We start from the raw sequence: 21,928 nt of genomic DNA, 5'->3' as shown, positions 1-21,928 counted from the left end.
AGACAGTACAGGAGTCTTAGCCGCCTTGCGTAGCAGGGCGTTTATTCTAAGGGATTGTAGCTAAAAGGCGCAAGCATATTGGCCAGAATTGGGATTGAAAGCAAAAAGCAAATTCATGATTTTGCAGTGTCTTGGTAACTTAGCGGTCATCTAACTCCCCTATTCTGGCGCCAGTTTATTAGCCATCACTGAAAACATGACAAGGGAGTTGATATGTTGAACTGCATTCTACTGGCTGTGGCACTCACGAACACAGTCGCCGCTTTACCTGAGCCGCAGCATATAAGTACAAACGAACCTCAGATTGATACTCAAGTATTACTCGTTGATATTAAAAGTGAACTTGAGCTACAGATGCAGCGTTTAACGCTGGATATTACCCAAAATGCCCGCGATGGCGTGTTACACAGTAGCGAAATGGAAGGGTTAGTCACGGTTAAGGACTAAATGCTAAAAGTGTTGTTGAACAATTAAGCAAAATATTTAACCAGAAGGTCTATCGTGCTGCCTTTTGAGACCGACTTCGTCTAAGTCAGCGCACTGCACTCTGCTGTATACTCAAATAGGAAGCACTTAAATAGAGGCGCTCGAATAGGACGCACATAAACAGCACTCAGGTTTGCAAAACCAACGCGCACAACAATAAGTGCGATGAACGAACTAAGTGTGAGATGTACTGATTGAACTGAGTGATTCGCTCTATTCTATTGGGGCTCTGCTCTATTGTGGCTTTCTTCTATTAGCTATAAGGAGTTACACCATGAGAGTCATGAACAAAGTTATTGCTTGTCCCCACTGCGGGCACCATCAAGATATCAGTATCGATGCCAGCTGCGGAGATCAAGATTATTACGATGATTGCCGAATTTGTTGTAATCCCATTCACTTACGCTTACATATCGACGAATTGAGACGTACCGTTGAGCTGTATATCGATTCAGACGACGAGCAAATCTATTAAACGAGATTGCACTAAAGGCTGCGATGTCATGAAACTAACGGGCTTGTTCGTTAAAACGCCTGGCCAGCACGCGCTCGACAGTGTCGACGATAACTTGCGTTTGGCTGTCGATCTCAATATTGAGTTCATCACCCACTTTATACTGACTTAAATTGGTCAGTTTTAGGGTTTCAGGAATTAAGTGCAACTTAAAGCCGGAGTCACTCACCTCGCCTACCGTTAAGCTGCAGCCGTTAACGCCAACAAAACCTTTATAAAAAATGTAATCCATCCATTTAGGCTCAATGCCCAGTGTCAGATCATAATGCTGTTCTGTATGGCTAATATCAACGACTTTAGCCTTAGTATGGATATGGCCAGAGAGAATGTGACCACCAATCTCACTACCAAAAGTTAACGAACGCTCAACATTAACGCTTTGACCTATAGACAAATTAGCCAGATTCGTCAGTCGCAAGGTCTCTTCCACTACGTCGAAAAATACCCTATCATCAACGACCTGAGTCACAGTAAGACATACCCCGTTATTTGCCACACTTGCACCAATCGCAAGTCCCTCATGCAAATCAGGTTCGAACGCTACCTCAAGGGTATTTAGGCCATCTTTCTTATGTATTGCAACCACCTCGCAGGTGGCTTGAACTATACCTGTAAACATTTTTTGCTCGCTTAATCGTTAAAGGCTGTATTTATGAATAATTCAGGCTATCAAGCCAAACGTTTAATCCAATTGGCGCTGCCGGTGCTAATAGCTCAGGTCACTCAGACCATGATGGGCTTTATTGATACCGTTATGGCGGGCCGTGTTAACGCGGTTGATATGGCCGCTGTTGCGGTCGGCACTAGCCTTTGGTTGCCCGCTATTCTGTTTGTCCAAGGTTTACTGATGGCTTTTACGCCTTTATTTGCCCACTACAATGGGGCGAATAACCAAAAAGCTATCCAACCTTTGGCCTTTCAAGGTGCCTATCTTGCCATCATTGGTGGCATTGGCGTGATGATTTTCCTCGCATCAGCGCCCTTTGTGCTTGGCCATATGGATTTAGAACCAGAATTATACCGCTTAACCATTGGATATCTCGACGGTATTTTATGGGGCGCGCCCGCATTTGTACTTTATCAAGTGCTGCGCGGCTGTAGTGAAGGGATTTCTTACACGTTACCGACTATGGTCATTGGCTTTGTCGGCTTAGCAGTGAACATCCCCGCCAACTACATCTTTATTTATGGACACTTTGGCGTACCTCCGATGGGTGGCGCTGGCTGCGGTATTGCCACTGCCTTGGTTTTTTGGGCCATGCTGATTGCCATGACGATTTATATGCAGCTGCATAAGAAATTCGCGGCCTTGGCTCCTTTCAGTAAATTTCATCGTCCTGACTTTGAAACGATGAAAAAAATGACCAAACTCGGCATGCCGATAGCTATGGCGCTGTTTTTTGAAGTGAGTTTATTTGCCATTATCGCGCTGTTACTCGCCCCATTAGGCGCAACTGTGGTGGCAAGTCACCAGATAGCACTGAACTTTTCTGCCATCGTATTTATGCTGCCGTTATCTATTGGTATCGCGGTATCGATTCGAATTGGTTACTACTTAGGCCGTGATCGCGCCGATATTTCCGCAGTGGTTACCAAAGTGGGTTTATGGCTTGCGCTGTCCCTTGCATTATCAACTGCAGTCTTGACCGTCATATTTAGATTCCAGATTGCAGAGCTTTATAATGGTGATCCTGAAGTTGTCGCTTTAGCCGGCAGCTTGATGTTGATGGCGGCACTGTATCAATTATCGGATTCAGTCCAAGTGGTTGCCGCCGGAGCCCTACGTGGTTATAAAGATACCCGCAGTGCCTTTTATATCACGCTGTTTTCCTATTGGGGCATAGGGATGTCACTCGGTTATACCTTGGCTTATACGGATCATATCGTTCCTGCCATGGGCGCCCATGGTTTCTGGGCCGGATTGATAGCAGGCCTCACCTCGGCGGCGCTGCTATTTTTCATTCGACTGCGTTACATCCAAAAACATGGCGTGCATTTAAGCCTCATCGATGGTGATAGTGTGCATCATTGATAGCATTAACGGCGAGCATCGATGCTCGCCGTTTTGTTTATCGGTTTGATTTCGATGCCTTCTCTAATACCAATCACATTAAATATCTAATCAGTTCAGAGTCTCACAGGCATCTCAATCCAAGGCGTATTGACGCAGAAATGGTTATTCCCTTTTAAGTCAATGCAACACAGGAGTGGGATGCCTGCGTGGCTCCCTAAGGGCGGCTGATGTTAACGGCATGGCAACGCGCTTTATACTGCGTTTAAGGCTTTCGACAGAGCACCACTATGCCTTCAAGCCTTCGCCTTGTCTAAAGCGCGTTGAACTCCCGCTGAATGAGCAGATATTTTATACGATTGGTATAAACGAATAAGAAACTGCGGTTTTATCAGCGACTTTGCTGAAACACTGGACAAGTTGCACAGCAATTCACCATTTGACGACAAATTTGATTTTTTTGCTTGCCAGCCCTGCGCTATGCCCCTAATATAGCGCTCGTTCCAAGGCGCAACGCTTTTGAATAGCAAGTTAAAATTTACTATACACCCGTAGCTCAGTTGGTTAGAGCACTACCTTGACATGGTAGGGGTCGGTGGTTCGAGTCCACTCGGGTGTACCACTCTTCTCAAAGAGTATAAACATTGAAATTTTAATCAAAGTAACAATACACCCGTAGCTCAGTTGGTTAGAGCACTACCTTGACATGGTAGGGGTCGGTGGTTCGAGTCCACTCGGGTGTACCATTTCTTGCTTTAACTTCCTATAATACCTCAATTTAATATAATTTTTATTCGGACTCTAAATTTACATTTGTGCCTAAGATAAAATTTTCGTGCCTAAACTATGTTTTTCCATAAACATTCAAACACACCCTGCCCGTCTGTTCTGACTGAATATACCTCCATTGCTTAGCTCACATTTACCGCTGTTCCCCCAAAATTCGCCGTTTTTCTAAATTTGTGCCCATCTTGTGCCAAACCTGTTGGCACAAGATGCTTTTGACTATTTCTTTGTTGACCCCCACCATAGTTGGCACACAACAGCAGCTTAAAATTCAACTCTGCTTGAAACTATCAAAGGAATTATCCGAAAAGTGTATAAAGTTTTTGTTTTACCAAATGTTTGGAAGTGAAAGTATATAAAAAAAGAATTATGTGATGAGTCTTATTTTTTGGTAAGCACTCTAATCTTTTCATATGATGTGTCAGATCTCGTCTGAACTAATACAAATAGACTAATAGCCTAACCCTGCCTACATCAGTTAGCATAAGCCTTGCTTGGCTTGAGGTTATGGTTTCTTTTGGCGAAGCAAATAAATAATAACATCTTGCCATGCTGTCTAAAAATCACTTTCAAGAGATCTCCAGACAGTAGTGGACACCACTTTAGAAAAATAAGTTAATTGTCTGTTGCCATCGACCTGCTTTCTCCACTTTGATATTACTACCGATCTCAAAGACCCATAAAGAGCCATTAGAACGAATTTGCCAAGTTGCCGAACATAATTCACAGCTAGCTTTAAATCCTTTTCCGCTTCTAGGGACCAAATTTGATCCTATCGTTTTAACTCCACAGCATGGACAAAACTTCAAAGCTTCTGCTGCAAAGTATCGCCTGAGAACAGCATCTTTATTTGTTGGCGCCAATTGAAAATTATCAATCCAAGCATAAATATTGAAACCCTCATTGGTCTGGGCATAAAAAACTCCGGAAGCGTGCAATTTTGGCCACTGTTCTAGAATCGTTTGGGGTAGGTTTGAAACTACCTCTCCATACTCTGATGCAAAAATGTTACTCCACCATCTCTGGATAACCACAATCATCAACTCTTCAGAAAACAGATCTTCTGGAGAACAATTGATAATACCCTCTGCATCTCCTTTCCAATTCAAACAGCACAAAATGCGTCCACAAACAGCTTCAATGTCCTGAGAAGCGTTAATCAAAGGTACAAACAAGACTTTTTTGTCAAAACCGGCGTTTTTACATAATAAATGCCAATTACCATCCCGAAAATAAAGTTGCCCTTCAATGCCACAAGGATGAGTTAACACCCAGTTCTTTTTTGACCGATTAGAAATCGTCCATCCCAATTTTTTATGCGAACGAAGAAGAAGCAAACCAATGAAATCTCGATAGCATTCAACATGGAATTGCGCCTTTTTAAAGATTTGTTGGTAATCCCTAGAAACAAACTCTATTTCTTTTACCCACAATTCCCACAGCTGACGAACTTGGATATAGTGCGGGTCGTTGTGTAAAATATTGGTATTTTTTAACACTAAAGAAACTGCCGCATCCCTTGGAATACAGCGATATGTTTCGGTTTGCTTTAACTGAAGAATTTTTCTTAATTGTTCTTCCAAACTGATTAATTGATGTTCCGAGTACTGTTTTAATTGCTCAGCTTCGTTATCCTTAAAAGACTCCCCCCACGTTTCACAAACAGAATGCCTTAGACTGCGATGGAGAGATGAACTGCCCTCTAGGTCTAATCCCTGACGCATGGCTTCATTCAGTTGCTTAACCTGAGCAATAAGAGTTCTTAGAAATCGTTCCAGATGATCGAGCAGTCTGGCAAATACACGATTCTCATAGATATGAACTTCATCCTCACTAATCTTTGCTCTAAGCTTACTTGGTACAATCCCTATAAACGTTCGTTGTTGCCAACATTCGGAGTGGGCGGCTAAATGCCGCTGATAATTATTTGCCGTGCGCTTTACCCTGGATACAGGTAAAAGCTCTTCATCATAGCGCATAGTAATACGCGGGGCCTTAGCAATAGCCTGTAAATGTCCCAAACTAAGCACTCTGTTCAATGCTATCTGTAGCTCAGTTGGCTCCAAGCTTTTTGCTATTTCAGCTGGTATAACCGGCGATACCAGATGGTCAGTATCAAGCTTATCGAAACTTAATTTAATGTTCTCAAGTGCATCAAAAGCTAACTGCCTTTTTGCTAAAAGCATGCTGTCAGTTTTTACCGTATTAAACCGAAGTAAAATATTGCTAACTACTATTTGCCCTCTTCCGTCGTCAAATAAAAGTGTACCTTCAGGCCATACACCAAGGGCTCCCAAAGAGGCTTTTTCAAGGAGCGCAAAGCGTCCCGAATCTATTGGCACAGAGGTATTACATTCAAAAATATCACCTGTAACACAATCAAGAAGGCGCAGCATCAAGCAATTTCCTTTCGCTCTAATTCATGCTCAATTCGTTCTTCGCACCTAATAGCAATGTCTGCTTTAAATAATTTATGCCACACATCGCTTAACTGTTTTTGCAATTCCGATAAATGTTCTGGCTTTGTGTCATAGCGCCCTGTGACCTTGCCGTTCCGGAAAAGTCTTACTGATAAAAGATGATCTAAGGCATCACTCATCGAGCCACCAGATGCAACAACTACCGGTAAAAATTTTCTGGCCTGCCGTTCTAATCGATTACCCCAGCCAATCCCAAACCGTTTAGCCAAAACATTAGTAACGTCATGCGCGTAAAGCGTATTGAATATCATATCAACATCTGTACGATATTCGCTGATGGCATTTTGAAAGCAAGTTTGAAGTGATGAAAAGCTATAAATGACAGATCTCTTTAATGTGCTTGGCAACTGCTGAATACCATTTCGGCCTAACTCCAAAACAAAGCTTCTGTCTTGGGTTTTATCCGCAAACTCAAACGTAGTTTCATCATGGTTGGCGGTACCGATGAACCACACATTATCTGCGACAGGTATCTTGCGGCCCTCTCTTAAATACCGAGGTGTTTTTGCAGGGGAATCTTCCATCAATACAACTTGTCTATCCTCACCAGATAATTCCAGCGCTGAAAGAAACTCAGCAAAATATTGTTCTGGCCGCGAAAGGTTCATTTCGTCAAGGAGAATGATATTAAAACGGTCTTGGTATGTTGGCGTCTGGGCACGGTAAAGAGCCTGTAAACACTCTTTTTCGTAATATCGTTTTTCAAAGGCATTGTAGTGGCCAACAAGATCATCCCGATCACGCCAACCAGCCTGAACAGGCACCACGGTACAATGTCCGCCAACCGCATTTGCGAATGCTTTCGCTAAGGTGGTTTTTCCAGTACCGGAAATCCCTTGAAAAATATGCAACTGGCTCATCGCCAAGCCACCCAAGAATAACTGCAGTGTCTCTTTATCAAAATACAGGGGGTTATTACGATCACTTTGAAAAATTCTTAACTGAAGCTCGTCAACAAATTCAGTTAGTGATCCAACAGGTTGAGTTGACGGGCTTTCGTTATATATCGTGTCCATCCGAGTTAACGCGGGGAAGACAGCCTGCCCTTGTTGACGATCTTTTAACTCATCAATTTCTTGCTTTAATTGCTCTGTCGCAAGTGAAATTGCATCGTTATGTTGCTTCAGAACGCGATTTTTCATCATCAAATTTTCGCGTTCCATTATACCAATGGCTCTTTGATGACGCTCTGCATTAGCCTCGTTTAGCTCTTGCTTTAGGTCTCGAAGTTGCTCTTCAAACGAACGATTTAAATCTCTTAGATGCTCAACTTCATCCTCTAAATCTTCAACAGGACGTCCAGAAAGTTTTTGCCGGTACTCTCTCATTGCCGATTCAATTTTTTCTACATGGAGTAAAAGCTCCTCAGCTGACTCCATACCTTTTTGCTTGAGCGCTCTCTCCAACTCAGAGAAATCCATTAATCGTGTCTTCAAATCGAGCACATTAATTTCGTCACGTTTTCGGTAACTTTTTAATCGTTCAATTTCAGATTCTAATATTGCGTTCTGCTGACTAAATTCCTGTTCAAGCTGAGCTTTCCTTGTTTGAACTGTTGTTTCAAGAAGCGTCTCTTTCGAAGATAGTTCTGCTTTACGCGCTACCAAGTCTGCTTTAGCTTTCTCTAGTTCAAATTTGCTCTGCTGAATTTCCTTGGATGCTGCCAAAAAATCCGCAGAAAGCGATCTGATCTGCTCTTCTTCCACATTCGCGGCTTGCAAAAATTCGTTCTGACTTTTTGCCAACGACTGCATGTGCTCGGCACGAGCTTTTGCCAATTCTGCTGTCAACATCGCAAGGGATTGACTATGTTGAGTAATAAAGCCAGCTTCGGCTTCAGCTTCTCGGGCTAACAGTTCTTCCGCTTTTCTAAGAACATCTTTTTCCATTATTAACAAAGCTGTCCGAATCTCTTGGGTCTCTTTACTACTTTTATCGTGTTCAGAAATTAAAGCCGATAATTTTAATTTTTCAGCCTCTAGGGAAGCTTTAAGGATATCGGCCTGAGCTCGGGCTTCAGTAATCGCTTGAAGTTCAGCTTCATACTGTTTTTTTGATTCAGTGAGTTGATCCACTAGTTGGTTTAATTTTTCAGTTTGATCTTTTTCTAACACACTTAAAACTGAATTGTCCGGCCTCTCACCGGTAACAGCTTCAACCTTATCTGCAATCGCAGTTTTTGATGATTTCGGTGTCATATATGATGCCGGAATACCAGCTTGTTTGTTACGTTTAACCACGTTCCAATCCTTCGAAAAATATATTTAAAAAATAGGTAGTTATTGCTGCCGCTTCCAATGCTTTCTTTTTGGAATTATCAGCGCTGCTATCCACATGTGCTGCACTGTCGCGCCAATGTGATAACTGGTAGGCAGCCAGAAAATGTGATTCATTGATAACGAAGTGTCTAAGCGGGTGATTCGGGTAGTCGGGCATCGACATTAAACATACCGCCATACATAAACGGAATGAGCCTTGTTTATTCCGTGCGGTACTGAAAAGGCTTGTCGGTTTGACCTGAATAGCCTCATGCACCTGAGCTTTTGTCAAAAAGGGCGAGGTTGCCCAAAAAAGCTTTTCAATATCTGATTTTTCAATAGTTCTAGGAAATATATAAAGGTTTTTTAGCGGAAATTTTTGCAAACAATAACGAAGACAATGCTCGATAACCCCTGAACTTTGAGTAATCAGATCACGATAATCATGGTATCTGTCTTCAGATTCTGAGGTTTCAACATCCAGTTTCCGGCTTGTCCAACCGTTCAGTAAGCCAACCAAACCATCAACTAAATCTGCTTTATGAAACTCCGCTAAAACTTCTAATTTTACCTGCTCCTCACGAGCGGCTGCTGCATCCTCTAGCGAAGAGAACTCGCCTTCAGTTTTGCCACCAATCAGGCTCGCAACTTCTTTAGAAAGTTTTGGCACAGATAAACATAAATCACGAATTTTTTCTCGCATCCAAAGCACATCATGATGAAGACCAAAAGGATCCGATACCCCCCAAAGCTCTTCCAATCCGACATCTGAATAAATCCAAACCCATAAGAATGCTGCAAAGGGTTCTTTATCTGACAGCTTCAAAACGTCCATCTGATAAATGGACTCAAATTCCTCTTTTGAACCCATTGAACGCGCGTTACGCTGTGCAGCTTGGGTTGAGGACATGATACTTTTAAGCGTTTCACGATTTGGTTCAAATGGCCTGACTCGGTCTGGCAGTATCATCGGCTGCCATAATCTAGTTGAAGATTTAGACATCGAAAACTCAAGCTGAGTATTTGAATCTGAAACAGGCTCAATCATATCAAGCGCATTACTGTACCTTGGTAAAAAGCTCCCTTTAATAGCATCCTGAAAAACGTAACCGGTTTTTAAGCTGCTAGCACCGGAAACATCATTGTTTAGCATATCAATGCCGTCTTTGGTGAGAGTTCCCGTCTTTCGATCAATCCAGCCTTTGGGTATCAACTGTTGATTAATGATAAAACTGACGAGCTCAGGCTCTAAACCATGCCACCTTGCAAGCTCCTCGACCCGCTGGGAATCGATACCCTTTCCTCTGCCCATAGACAGTTGTGATAACAAAGCCTTTTCAAAAACGTTGGCGCGTTTTGTTTTTAAATCTGGCCCATACACCTGCCATACATAAATTGGTAAAAGTACTGGTCTAACTGCACGCCGATCATTGACAGGCGCTTGTTTGACGACACAGATAAATTCATCAGAAAACTTTGCCATGTGGTCCCTCACAAAGTTTATAAAATGCCGGAAAACCGGGAAGCAAAGGCATTCCATCCTCAAGATTCCCGCTGTTTATGGTACCCAGCTCTTTGTCTCCCACCACAATAAGCAATCTTTTCTGGCGACTCATTGCAACGTTAATACGATTTGCTAGCCGCAAAAAACCGAGTTTTTTATTTAACTCTTCTTCAGTCATTTCGATTTCAGAATCCCAGGTTCTAACAACGGAGAGAATGACAACGTCAAACTCCTTGCCTTGGAAAGCATCGACAGAGCCAACTCGAAGACGTTCGTCCCCGGTTTTGGTTAAGCGAAATTCTCCAGCTATTTGCCAGCCATCATCTGAGTGTATTGCACAACCAAAGGCTTCTAGTTCCTGATAAATTGCATCGCGTTGAGCGCTATAGAATGTGATTACACCAACACTCAAATCAGGGTGATCACTAAGGATTTTAAAAGCCTCAGCGGCACACCGTTTCGCTTCAGCTATTCTCAGTCGGCTAGCATTATTGCGTTTCTCAAGCCCTTGACTTTTTGGAACATCAATCCATGCTGAGTGGAAACCTTTATAGCCATCTATCTGGTGCTCGAAATCTCCTGCCTCTAAACCAGACTTGATTGGTTCGAAGCCTTGCCGCTCATAAAATTCTTGACTGACAAAGCTACCAAGCTCAGGATGCATCCGGAACTGAGTGTCGAGCATCACGACGCGTTCCGGCCCGCCTTTTTCGTGCATCGTTTTAAATTTTCGGTGCAAATATTCAAATAAACTCATGCGCAAAAGCTCGCTCTTTACCAGATCAAGCTCTTGCTGTTCTTGAAGTTCTTTTTCCACCCTAGGTTCTAGCATGTGAGGAAGTTGGAGATGATCGCCGACCAACACAATACGAAACTTTGCCATTGACATGGGGATCATCAGGTCCAGTGGCGCAGCTCTGGCTGCCTCATCGACAATCACTGTATTAAATGAAATGCCAAGACGCTCAGAGTTCTCCTTGATGCTTGCCATGTGATCGCTGTCAGATTGCTGACAAGTAGCGCCTATTACCGTTACGTAATCTTTAATACTATCCTCAACATCCAACGCCCGCTCCTCCAAAGCTTTGACATAATCATACCGAGCCAGGAGTGGCCCCAGGGTTCTTGAGTTTGCAATTGATTGGTATAACTCTCGCTCCAGCATGTCTAATGTGTTGCAATCTGCTTCTGATGTGTAGGAGCGGAGTAAGAAAGGTCTGTAGTCAGGACGCACCAAATCTATCATTTGGTGTTTTAGCTCGCTTAGCTGCTGAAGCTGACTTTCTGATGGCACTTTTAAATCATTCAATGCTGTAAAAAGTTGCTTAAATTGACTGACCAAGGGAGCGGTGTTCAAGTCAGCTATACTTTTGCAAAAGCTTAAAAAATCTTGTAATCGTTCAAAACCGTCGTCATTAAAAGCCACAAGCTCAGTACGAATTCCACGAACTTTTTGCAGCAACTGTCGGCGAACACTATTTGATAAAGTTAACGACGAATTTTTATTAAGGTTGTCATATGTGGTCAGCCAAAAATCGTTCATCTCATGAGACAAATGCATACCATGTAGCTGAGAAAACTCGTTCAGCAGTTCTTGAATTTCATTTGAAATCACTTTTCTGACACTAGGCTCCCTTGCAATTCTTAACTGCAGCATCGCTTTTTTGATTTTTTCAAATTGGGCAAACACTGGCCAGGAGCGCATTTCCAATTCAAGCCCAGGCTTTAGCTCAAGTAATTTATTCAAGCGCCACTTTGTCACCATTATTTCAGAACTATCATTACCAAACCGTCTGCCGCCAACCTTAATAGCTGGCAGCCCAAATACCCCAGAACGTTCAATAACATTATCAACGGCATCATGCTGAAAACTTGTCAGCAACACCTGATGACTCAATGATTCTCCGGGAGAAAACTCTTCAGCGATACGTTGTTGAAGCGCCGCAATCACCTGTGTTTTACCTGTACCAGGGGGGCCAATAATCAATGCGACATCAGGCGTGTTAAGCGCAATCTCCAATGCCTTTTTCTGACGAATCGTCGGCTCACCTTTAAAGCGTTGTTTTGCTTTTGGCGAAATTGCCCTTAATTTTGATTTTCGTTCAACAGGTGGCTCTAAGCCCTCAAAAATCATCCGTAGTTGCGGCATTGGATTGTGGTGCGTTTTTATCGCGGTATAAGCTCGTTCCCGTCGATCGTTTGCAGTTTTATCCCCTTGAATAGAAAGAAACATAACGCCTTTGCGTGGTGGAACAGGCTGACTTAAATCAACTTCAATATAGGTAGGAAAAAACTTAAGATTACTTGCTAACAGCGGCCGACGCCCATCTGGTGACTTTTTAAACGAGCCTGATATATCTGAAAGCCACTCAGGAACTTCCTCGGAAATTTCAAAGGTCAGATCTTGAATACTCAGATCATCGCTCTTTTGCAGATTATTTATTCTTTCTGCAAAAGCAGCTGATTGACCATGACTCAAGTGCAACCTAAATCGGGGCATTTCACCACCAGTATGCTTAGGTTCGGAGTAATTAACATAGCCCAACGTTTTGGCAGTTCTTGTCGCCTGCTCCCACTGAAGCTGGCTGTATGACTCCCAAAGACTTAGGTAGCTCCCGGTATCGTTAATATGTTGTTCTAATAAGTCTATTGCACCCGTTTTTAATAGTGCAGCCGAGGTACCATCAACAAAATCCACGTTGCCGACAATTGCTATAAAATCATAAGTGTCTCGACGTAATTTAGTCAGCCTCTTCGCTTTCCAAACACCCTGGTCATTTACAACAGACAATGCATGATCTTTACCGATGACCTTAAAATCTAAATGAGATTGTTGCCTGTAATATTGAGCAATTAATAATGGCTCTTCCAGTTCAATGACAAATGAGTGCTTAAGCCAAGCCGTTGCCTCGATGATGCTATTACTGGTTATCAATTGGTCCTGATGAAGTTGCGTCGATATATATGAATCGACAGCAATTTTTAGATCTAACGGCAGTCTGGTTGAAAAGCCAAGATATTCAAGATGTAGATGGTCCAAGCCTTTTTGCGCCAGACGCCACAACCCTGGTTGAGCAGACGCCAAATCGGCAGTTTTCAAATCTTTTGGATTTACCAGTGCAACCTGACCATGCTGAGCAACAACTAAGTTACCACTGTCGTATACAACTTGAATTGCATGCCCTACTTCCCAGTTTAACGTAGTGGCATTACTGTCAATAAAGTTGACGCAATGGAGTTTTTTGTCGAAATAGCGAAAGTCCTTTAACCTCATATCAGCCCCTTACCAACGAAATGCCCAAACAGGGTGAGTCATGACATCATCCGAAGGCATTGGAGGTGTCAAATGTACAAAGTAGGTTTTTCCGCGTTTGATTTCAGGAGCCAGCAATACACCCCTTGTAATTTCCTGTTCTTTACCATCCGCTAACAAAATTATCTTGTTGCCCGGAACAACTTTTAACGCCAAGCCATTTTCATTAAAACGGATCTGACATACCTCACTTGATTCTTGATATAACTGTGTACCCGCAGGTACTCGTTTCAATGTCATTACCTCACCTAAATTCACAATTTGACCGAAACCAGTTTTCAATAATTTTTGTTCAAGATTAGGATCTGCAGTGTATAAAAGCGCAGTCAACAACACGGAGTCCGTCGGGTTTGCTTCGTTTTTACAAAATGGACAAGCACTATTTCGGTTAAAAGTACTGCGGCATTTTGGGTTATGGCAGTTTAATAACAGCGATATTGCTTCATCAACGGTGCTGCGCCACTCAGTGATGGTTGGACGTTCCCATGAACAATTTTTACCTTGCTCAAAACATCGCTGGAATAAAGTCTGTAATTTTTTCGTTGCAACCATCCCCAGCGGGATCCCACCGCTGGATGCGTTACAATCATCAGAACTATCACCAACCCACGGCAATTCGCCACGATAAGCTTGTTCCTGTAAATCAGGCTCTCCATCCTCTACCAACATCCCTATCAACGGATGTTGCATAGTCAGCAATTGATAGGCAATCACCGCAAAAGACCAAGCATCGGTAAGACTATTCACACCTGATTCGCCCCTTACGACCTCTGGCGCGCCAAAACCTGGTGAGTAGAGGTGCATAGAACTGGCACGTTCACTGATACAAATATTGTCGCAATCAATGAGCCATACCCGCGCATCATTAACATTTTCAGAGACAAAAATGTTACTCGTTGATAGGTCGCCATACGCCATTCCGCGCGCATGAAGTCGAGAGAGAGTGTCAGCAAGTTGGGCCAAAAGTTGTAAACGTCTTTTTAAGCCACCTGTTTGCAGGAAGCCATGGAGACCTTTACCTTCAACTAAGGCAACAAAACTTCGCTCCATTTCACTAGTTAATGAATGGAGTCCGTCCATCAACTCCATCACATAACCTGGCACAGGTTTATTAATTAATGCCTTGGGCGCCGCGATTGCCAGGCCATCCAGATCCTGGCGCAAAACCCACTGGATATGATTGAACCATTGCTCTTGTTTTACTTTATCTTTCTTATAGAAGGTTTTAACTAAGGTGTTCTGATGATTTGTCTTCCAAACCTTCCCTTGGCCGCCCTCACCCAAAAGCTCCAAACAGTCATAATCAGCACCATATTGGTCCTGAACAACTCGCCTTTTTGAAAAAGCTTTTGGTTTATCCTTTGTTAATACCGGTTGTTCACTCATTGATACATCCTTGCGGTAGGCATACCGCTATCACTGTTTTGTCATCACTATGCCCAGGGGTTGGCCAGTTTATTAGTTGACGCCTCAGCCAAAGCTTGCCCAGCCTCCGGCTTTTCTTAACTAGTCCATCAGTTAAACACTGACTAAATGCTGTGGGATCTAACAAATCTTCACTAATACCATCAGTCATCAATAACAGACTATCTCTGTGTTCTTGAAGATAACCAGAACCAAAACGCCAATCCGATAAATGCCGGGAGATACCTAGCCCTGTGGTTTCATTGCTAAAACCTGTCGTCTTAGCGTTGGAAAGTACCGAGGTGGGCGAAGCAATCATGCCATCGCCTAAATGGGCATAACGAAAGCGTCCGTCCGCCATGCCCCAAACCAAAATGCACGTTGTGACGGCATCTGATGGTTCAACGTTCAAAGCTTTTAATTCTGCCAGCCAGCACAAATAAAGCGCCCGGACTATGGTTCTATCATCAGCATTAAAATCGTGCTTTTGAACGCTTAATATGGCTGCCTTCGCGGCCTCTCGTGACCCAATATCTGACTTGGGACGAGAGCCCATACCATCACAAACAACGGCAGCCCAACACTGTTTCCAACACCTGGCTGACTGGCAATCTTGGTTTGGTAAACTGTCACGGATATGAGCAGGCCCAATCACAGAACACTGATAGAAACGCAGCTTCACTAGTTAGAAACCTAGTTCAAGCAGATCGTCATCGTCTCCTGGTAGATACTCAATTTTAACCGATTCATTAGGCTTCACACTTCGCGAACGAGCGCACACACTCATGGTTACAGCCTGGAAAAAATTGCGAATATCACGCGCATCGTTTGCCTGAAATAATGGCGCTTCTAAGTCATTGGTAAATTCTTGGAGGAAATTCAGGTCAGCATCAGAGCCAATAGCTAAAGCTAGCCGAGTTACTTTTTGTGAACGCTCGCCAGAAACAAGCCGTTCAAAGGGTCGTCTTATTTCATCAGTAGGATGGCCATCAGAAACCAAAATGACAACTGGACGATAAGCTCGTGATGGGATCAGCTCTTTGTCTTCCAAAAGCTCAGTAACCAGGTCGAACGCAGCTCCCATTGGGGTACGACCTGATGCGTCAAGACGGCTAAATGCTTTAATACTGTGCGCTGGCGATAACGGCAAATGCTGTGTAACGCTCTCACCAAAAGTTATCAAACCAAGCTGAATCTCTGCATTCATTCGGCCTTCTTGCGCGAAACTCTCAATCATATCTTTTAAAGCTTGGTTTAACGCTTCGATTTTGCCATCAGCGCTCATACTGCCGCTCACATCAGCCAGAATAATGACTGGTAATGGCCGCGCGGATTTGGCAACAAAATCATTAATACCCATAAAATTAATTTCCTTATCTATAAAACGTCCAGCTTACATATCAAGACTTATGCCAGAACAGAATCCCTATTAGTATCATGCAATTATCAGGCTAGCTATAAAAAAGAACGGCAATATATAGTTATATTTCACATTTTTAAGTAATTTATTTTACCTAATAAAACAACTTATAGTGCGTTTAAACTTGGTTTAAAAAGAAACAACCATTGTATTAATAAACCTCTTTAACATCGAAATGGCTTTGTTTCCTAATAGTGAAATCCAATGTTTTTCGGGTTTAAATCAAAATAATATTCTGATTACAGATAAACGACTGACGATGAAACAAGGGTTTTAAGCGCCATGCTGGCGCTCAGGAAGCACTCTGTAGTTATTTGTGCTTTTAGGAAACAAAGCCCATCGAAATAGCTAATTAAGCACAATCTTATTTTTAATGTACCCACATCCTTCGACTTCCTCACTCCCCATTTATTTCTGCCTCACATTCACGTTGATATTTGGAACAAGCAATAGCAGGTTGACAATATCAACATTATTTAAAATCATAGCTTCAGTTAGCGGGTATCCTATTCCCCCCCAAGCTCTCTGTTCAACCTTATTTCCCAGTGCAAGGCCCGCCATCACAAGATTTACGTAATCAAACTTAATAGCCGATATCAACAACATACTTTCGTATGTACAGGTGATTTGCAAATAGATCGCAGCCTCTATATAGCATTGCTTTTCTAGTAACTATTTTACTTTCCCTAGGACTTCGGCCAAGTAAGCTGATTCGGCGCTATTATACGAAATGATGTCAAACTACTCTCGATGTTTTTCAAGATGGTATCTATAGTTAATATAAAATGGCGAATATTCGGAGTGATTCAATGCTATTTCCCAAGCATTGAGTCACTCTGATAATTAATTTAAAAATATTATTTACAAGCAGTTTCTATTAACTTGTCATCTCGCTAAATTCTGCGTCAATGACTTCAGCAGTCTCGCGCCATGCTTTAAAACTTAACTGACGCTTTTGACTCTCTATCAGGCTTGCCTCCAGTGACTCGAAGTTATGCTTAAGTTCGAGGTAATCGCTGAAAAATTGTTGTTTAAATTGCTCAGCGTTGATTAGCTCAACTAATTCTTTACGCTGTAGTTCAAAATTTTCCACCATTTCAACAATCGCTTGGCGGAAGTTGTCTTCGCGTTTCTGCTGTTCCCAACTATCCCAAGCTTCGATAGCAATTCCAATAATTGCTAACGCTCCATTAGCACCCTTAGCAAATTTCATCGCCCCCCATGGTTTGAATTTAAGATACTTGCCTATATCCAAACCAACCGTTTTGGCTACGGTGATAATGCCATCACGAGTGGCTAATATCGTTGTGTTGTTAATCAGGTTGCCTTTTAGAAGGTGACTCACCCCTTGCTTGCCTAAACCTCTGATTATATTATTAAAGTGATTAACTTCGGTATCGAAACCTAGCTGCATTTTTTTTATATCTAGATTAATTGATTGGGTCTGCCTGCTAAATTCATTCTGAATACGAGTATTCAGCACGATACCTTCGGCCCCAATTTCGTTCTCAAAAAAATCACTAAAAGACTCAAGACTACATCCCTTAGCCTGTACGATTAAATCAGAAAAATAGTGCGTAATAAAATCACGTAGACTGATACGCACATCTTCAATTTTTCTATCTGTCGTAGCAAGCTGAGATTTCAATCGAGCATGAAGTTCACTGAGTTTACTAACCTCTTGTGTCACTTTTTCATCGTTCTCTATGGCTAATGGTAATTGATTGTTTAAGACATCACGGATCACACTGGAGCGCATCTCATTAACCAATGCTGTGCTACCGCCATTATGATTAATTTTATGAGAAGTAGCAGCTTGCAAAGTAGCAATTTGGGACAGCTTCTTAAACTGTTCAATATTTTCCAACCAGTGCTCGGTGCCTAAATCAAATGGATTAGCAGCCACTGCGACGATAGAAAGATCAGCCGTTTCCTCATCATTCAAACCTACCAGTTCTCGTAAACGCCCACACACGTTGCTACGTTTAACGTTCAAATTATCGAGGTAATCTTGCTCATCTTCAACATCAGCCACTTCATCGAACCGACTAAGCACAAAAACAGTACGAGGCAGCAAATCCAATGTGCGGAATAACCAAACTAAATCATCCTTGTGGCTTTCTTTAATTGGATTAGTCGAATTCATCACATATAGTACGATGTGAGCCTCACTGACATACTTTTTTGTGATGTCTTTGTATTTTTCAATCGCATGAGTATCTGCGTTTTCCTGCTCCTTAAAACCAAAAAGACCTGGAGTGTCGATCAATACAAATTCTTCGTCAACTTCGTAAATCTTCACTTCATTGGAAGACTCCTGATGACTTATTTTCATGCTAGTCTTATCAAGTTTCTCCATCCAAGCGGCAGCAATCGAAGTTTTACCCTCTGAAAAACCACCAATTAGGGCTACTTTAAGTTTTTCACCCGCTACACTATCGATTGCAGTTTGCAATTTGTGGATTAAGGAAGGGTCAACAACTACGCCTACTTCTTCCCCTTGTTTAAGAAACTGTAATAACTTTTCCAGTAGCGTTAACGAACGCGACTGCTGAACTTTAAAAGATTCAAGTGTCTTTTTCATTATTTAGATCCTAGGTTTTCGATTTGTGTGGAAAGAGTTTGTAATTGATGAGTCGATTGACTCAATAACTGCAATAGGGTTTTCATTTGTTCCGCTGGTGCTGTAAGTGCTTGCTCAAGTAAATCTATTTGAGGCTTCATCTCACTGTGCACACTCTCTAAGCTAGTTTTAAGAGACTCACTGAGCTGAGCAGTTATTTTGCGCAAATTTTCATCAGTGGATTTACGTTGTTGAGCTTTTTTATAATCTGAATCAAAAGCACTCCATATCGATTTTGCAAAAGAGAAAACCAATCCAGCCAAACCCAGTACTAGTACCCAGCCACCAGTCCCTAGAACTGCTGCAATTGCTCCCACAAAAGTTAAAAGCAGACTTCCAACTTGAATACCGTTATCTAAATTGAGCTTAAGTTCAAACTTACCGTTTAACTGTATACTATTAAATTTGTTGTAGATATCGGAGAGTTCCCTTGCTTGCTCTTCAAAACGTTGAAGAATATCTTCAACGTCTTCTTGAAACCCTTTTATCACTACAGTCATTTTCTGTGGCAACTGTTTAATCAGGTTTTCTTGCTCACTCTCAATATAGCCTTTAAGTTTCTGCTTAAATTCATCATTGCCGATATCATTATCAATAATCTCGTACATCTTGTTTTGCACGTTGCTCTTAAACTGTTGAATCAAGGTGTCCCCGCAGGATCCTAAACGTATTTTAAAACTACTAACACTTCCCGTTAACTGCGCTTTAGCACTGTTACTATCGACACATAGCGATTTAGTAAGCTCATCAAACTTACACTTTATATCTGTGAGAGTATTGACGGTTTGGTTGACCGCATCATTGGCTTTATGAAAGTTTGCTTTAGTAATTTTCTGTTTACTACCACTCAGCAATTGCTCACTGAGCAGTTGTATAAAGTCTCGCATTCGAGATTTGTCGAGCAGATTTTCAGCACTGAAATCAACAAGAAATTTATTGCGTCTTTTAGCATTTTGTGTGTTGGGAGAAAAATGATTTGTTGATGCCAAAAATGCTGGTAAAGCTGTTAATGAGAACACTTCACGATAATGTTTGCCTAGCTGCTCACGCATTTTCGTATTAAGGCCAGCCAAACTGGTATTTTCATCTTCAGATGTTAACGGCCGATCCGTCAACGAATGTTTAGGATTGGTGATTTTCTTATTAAAAATGGTCCAAACCTCGGTTTGCGCACCAAGATGCTCTTTTATTTTTTCGAGGGTGCCTTTACGTTGCTCATCGCCAGTTTGAGGAGGTGCGGCCTGATTTGTAACATAAAATACTGCATGTGCTGTCTGTACCGCATGCTCAATTTCTTCACTGATTAACCCTTCATTGCCTTCAATACCCGGCACATCCAACAGAACAAAGGACTGACCGTTAAAGTCGAATGTATAACGATGGGTTTTACGGGTAAAATCAGCGCGGCCATCACCAATGATTTCCCCATCGGCGAACATGTTCAGTTCTTCGGTGTGTGTTTCAGCTTCTTTAAGCTTCAACTCTAAATCTTGTTTAGCTTGTGTGGCAATCAATTTTTGCTCTGTGAGCAATGTAATCGCATCATTGTGCTCGGCAATTAAACTAGTTAACAGCAGTTCTAATTCAATCAACTGTTTTTCTTCAGGAAACTTTCTAAAGGCATACAGTATTTTCTGCCAAAATGTAGCGGTTAGCTTGCGCTGTTCAATCAGTGCTTTTAACTGTTCAACTGAATTCACAGCGTCATTATTTTTTTGTTCATGCAACTCAACTGCCGTATTCAGGGTTTGATCCAATTCACTGAGCCGAACATCGGATTGCTTAGCGTCTTGTTGTAATTTATACCAACTTTCCTCGTTAAGGTCATATTTGTGCTGCAGTTCGCGAAACAATTGCTGGCTAGCAAGTTTACTTGGTTCTTGTAAAAGAATACGCAACGTTTCTATAATGGTCGACTTACCAGCCCCTGTTTCACCATAAAATGCGATGGTAAAATTATTCCATTCAGCACTTTTCTCCAGTGTAGCAAGCTGCGTTCTTAATTGTGCTTGGTTCTCTAATAGCAAGACCCTTGCATTATTTTGTACCTGGCCAAGGGCTTCGTTATTTGATTTGTTATCTATAGAGCCGATGATCCGATTAAGTTCATCATTTATACGTTGGTAAATATCACTTGGGCTATTCAGTTCAAACATAATATTATGTCGTTCCAATGTCGGTTGGTGGTAAAGGTTATTAGAGGTAAAGGTAAGCCTCTCTACATAAGGTTTTGGGTTTTCTTTAGATAATTTAAACTCTGTAATTATTAATACTTCGGCCAACTTCTCCCAGTAATCGCAGTGGCTAAACCCACAAATTTCAACATTCTCAAAGTGCTCAACCTGATTGCGTCCTAAACAAGTCTCCCCTATGTTCATCAGCAAGCTCCAATCAGCCTTGGAGTATGCATTCAGTATTCGCCCCTTTACCAAGCTTCGAAGCTGTTTTGCCTCATTAGGTTCAACAGTAACAGCCGCAGCCATTAGTAACACATCGTTAATTATCACCTTGCAATCAGCTGTTTCACCTAATTTTCTCAAACAACTGATAATCAAACGGCCACCTAGAGAATGACCAATCAAGTTAATGGTATTAATTTCAGGATGCTTTCTAGACAAATAGTCTTCCAGTTGCGTTAATAGCTGTTCACCCATTATTTCGGCGCGCGAACGAATTTTGTAAAAATGTGTCGCTCTATCGGCTACACAAACTAATGGAAAAGCAGACCAATGTATTCGGGTCGAAGCAACAAGCAATTCCCGTGTGCGACTATTAATACTGGTAAAATGACTCGATGGCCAGAAAGCAAAAATATTTGTATGCACTTTAATGGATTCAGGAATACTGCCAATTAATTTTTCTCGATCTTCAGTATTATGCCCTGCACTATATCCGTGGATAAAAATATTAGCTTCTGACGCTTTATCACTGAAAGTCTGAAGGGAGTGGAATTTAAATTTTTTGTTCATTAAATTAATTGATTCTTCTTTAACCATATAAGCAAGGGTTTTATGTTCCTTGACGTAACACTATAGGATTTTTAGCTTTACACCCATAGTAATATGCTTGTAATACACTACAAGTTTAATCATATTATCTAACACCGTATAAACTTGCTCTAAGCTAGAG

Annotated in this window: 13 protein-coding genes and 2 tRNA genes; 5 read left to right on the top strand and 10 right to left on the bottom strand. The window is 41.9% G+C overall.

What is annotated here, in order from left to right; all coding sequences use genetic code 11:
• The first annotated feature begins 213 nt into the window (after window positions 1-213).
• Both OX890_RS12455 and OX890_RS12450 read left to right on the top strand, forming a co-directional pair.
• On the top strand, window positions 214-447 hold the full coding sequence (locus tag OX890_RS12455; protein ID WP_107947549.1) for a hypothetical protein: 234 nt from the start codon (window positions 214-216) through the stop codon (window positions 445-447).
• Between the two features lie 313 nt (window positions 448-760).
• Window positions 761-961, top strand: coding sequence for a CPXCG motif-containing cysteine-rich protein (locus tag OX890_RS12450; protein ID WP_006087488.1), 201 nt, complete (start codon window positions 761-763; stop codon window positions 959-961).
• Window positions 962-995: 34 nt separating this feature from the next.
• On the opposite strand, the gene OX890_RS12445 is transcribed toward OX890_RS12450, so the two are convergent.
• Window positions 996-1,619 (bottom strand): riboflavin synthase, encoded by a 624-nt coding sequence (locus OX890_RS12445; protein WP_012197183.1) that lies wholly within the window; start codon window positions 1,617-1,619, stop codon window positions 996-998.
• A 33-nt stretch (window positions 1,620-1,652) separates the two neighbouring features.
• Between OX890_RS12445 and OX890_RS12440 the strand changes: the two genes are divergently transcribed.
• From OX890_RS12440 to OX890_RS12430, 3 genes are all read left to right on the top strand, one after another.
• Window positions 1,653-3,032, top strand: coding sequence for an MATE family efflux transporter (locus tag OX890_RS12440; RefSeq protein ID WP_107947551.1), 1,380 nt, complete (start codon window positions 1,653-1,655; stop codon window positions 3,030-3,032).
• A gap of 524 nt (window positions 3,033-3,556) precedes the next feature.
• Window positions 3,557-3,633 (top strand) — tRNA-Val (locus tag OX890_RS12435).
• A gap of 47 nt (window positions 3,634-3,680) precedes the next feature.
• Window positions 3,681-3,757, top strand: a tRNA-Val gene (locus tag OX890_RS12430).
• A 642-nt stretch (window positions 3,758-4,399) separates the two neighbouring features.
• On the opposite strand, the gene OX890_RS12425 is transcribed toward OX890_RS12430, so the two are convergent.
• The 9 genes from OX890_RS12425 to OX890_RS12385 form a co-directional block, all read right to left on the bottom strand.
• Window positions 4,400-6,193: a hypothetical protein gene (locus OX890_RS12425; protein ID WP_268649319.1), complete on the bottom strand. Its 1,794-nt coding sequence runs from the start codon at window positions 6,191-6,193 to the stop codon at window positions 4,400-4,402.
• On the bottom strand, window positions 6,193-8,517 hold the full coding sequence (locus tag OX890_RS12420) for an AAA family ATPase (RefSeq protein WP_263204187.1): 2,325 nt from the start codon (window positions 8,515-8,517) through the stop codon (window positions 6,193-6,195). The genes OX890_RS12425 and OX890_RS12420 overlap by 1 nt, the downstream gene beginning before the upstream one ends.
• Window positions 8,510-10,018 carry a hypothetical protein gene (locus tag OX890_RS12415; protein WP_268649317.1) on the bottom strand — a complete coding sequence of 503 codons (1,509 nt, stop codon included), beginning with the start codon at window positions 10,016-10,018 and terminating at the stop codon, window positions 8,510-8,512. Before OX890_RS12415 ends, OX890_RS12420 begins: the two co-directional genes overlap by 8 nt.
• Complete coding sequence (locus OX890_RS12410; RefSeq protein WP_268649316.1) at window positions 10,002-13,313, bottom strand: DEAD/DEAH box helicase; 3,312 nt, start codon at window positions 13,311-13,313, stop codon at window positions 10,002-10,004. The genes OX890_RS12415 and OX890_RS12410 overlap by 17 nt, the downstream gene beginning before the upstream one ends.
• 9 nt (window positions 13,314-13,322) lie before the next feature.
• A complete protein-coding gene (locus tag OX890_RS12405) occupies window positions 13,323-14,738 on the bottom strand; it encodes a serine/threonine protein kinase (protein ID WP_268649315.1) in 1,416 nt (471 codons plus the stop codon).
• Window positions 14,731-15,411, bottom strand: a complete 681-nt coding sequence (locus OX890_RS12400) for a PP2C family serine/threonine-protein phosphatase (protein WP_263204195.1) — start codon at window positions 15,409-15,411, stop codon at window positions 14,731-14,733. The genes OX890_RS12405 and OX890_RS12400 overlap by 8 nt, the downstream gene beginning before the upstream one ends.
• A 30-nt stretch (window positions 15,412-15,441) precedes the next feature.
• Window positions 15,442-16,116 (bottom strand): vWA domain-containing protein, encoded by a 675-nt coding sequence (locus OX890_RS12395; protein ID WP_263204183.1) that lies wholly within the window; start codon window positions 16,114-16,116, stop codon window positions 15,442-15,444.
• Between the two features lie 937 nt (window positions 16,117-17,053).
• Window positions 17,054-18,760, bottom strand: a complete 1,707-nt coding sequence (locus OX890_RS12390) for a LeoA/HP0731 family dynamin-like GTPase (protein ID WP_268649314.1) — start codon at window positions 18,758-18,760, stop codon at window positions 17,054-17,056.
• Window positions 18,760-21,795, bottom strand: a complete 3,036-nt coding sequence (locus tag OX890_RS12385) for a DUF726 domain-containing protein (protein WP_268649313.1) — start codon at window positions 21,793-21,795, stop codon at window positions 18,760-18,762. The genes OX890_RS12390 and OX890_RS12385 overlap by 1 nt, the downstream gene beginning before the upstream one ends.
• Window positions 21,796-21,928 lie beyond the last annotated feature (133 nt).

This window comes from Shewanella sp. DAU305 (genome assembly GCF_026802235.1).
Taxonomy (GTDB): domain Bacteria; phylum Pseudomonadota; class Gammaproteobacteria; order Enterobacterales; family Shewanellaceae; genus Shewanella; species Shewanella baltica.
Note: the sequence above shows the minus strand (reverse complement) of the source record. Positions and strands in the feature narration are given on the sequence as shown.

Excerpts from the sequence above, each read along its gene's own strand:
- OX890_RS12390 (WP_268649314.1), bottom strand. The coding sequence starts at position 18,760 with ATGAAAAAGACACTTGAATCTTTTAAAGTTCAGCAGTCGCGTTCGTTA.
- OX890_RS12450 (WP_006087488.1), top strand. The coding sequence starts at position 761 with ATGAGAGTCATGAACAAAGTTATTGCTTGTCCCCACTGCGGGCACCAT.
- OX890_RS12425 (WP_268649319.1), bottom strand. The coding sequence starts at position 6,193 with ATGCTGCGCCTTCTTGATTGTGTTACAGGTGATATTTTTGAATGTAAT.
- OX890_RS12440 (WP_107947551.1), top strand. The coding sequence starts at position 1,653 with ATGAATAATTCAGGCTATCAAGCCAAACGTTTAATCCAATTGGCGCTG.
- OX890_RS12455 (WP_107947549.1), top strand. The coding sequence starts at position 214 with ATGTTGAACTGCATTCTACTGGCTGTGGCACTCACGAACACAGTCGCC.
- OX890_RS12445 (WP_012197183.1), bottom strand. The coding sequence starts at position 1,619 with ATGTTTACAGGTATAGTTCAAGCCACCTGCGAGGTGGTTGCAATACAT.
- OX890_RS12405 (WP_268649315.1), bottom strand. The coding sequence starts at position 14,738 with ATGAGTGAACAACCGGTATTAACAAAGGATAAACCAAAAGCTTTTTCA.
- OX890_RS12395 (WP_263204183.1), bottom strand. The coding sequence starts at position 16,116 with ATGGGTATTAATGATTTTGTTGCCAAATCCGCGCGGCCATTACCAGTC.
- OX890_RS12415 (WP_268649317.1), bottom strand. The coding sequence starts at position 10,018 with ATGGCAAAGTTTTCTGATGAATTTATCTGTGTCGTCAAACAAGCGCCT.
- OX890_RS12385 (WP_268649313.1), bottom strand. The coding sequence starts at position 21,795 with ATGGTTAAAGAAGAATCAATTAATTTAATGAACAAAAAATTTAAATTC.
- OX890_RS12410 (WP_268649316.1), bottom strand. The coding sequence starts at position 13,313 with ATGAGGTTAAAGGACTTTCGCTATTTCGACAAAAAACTCCATTGCGTC.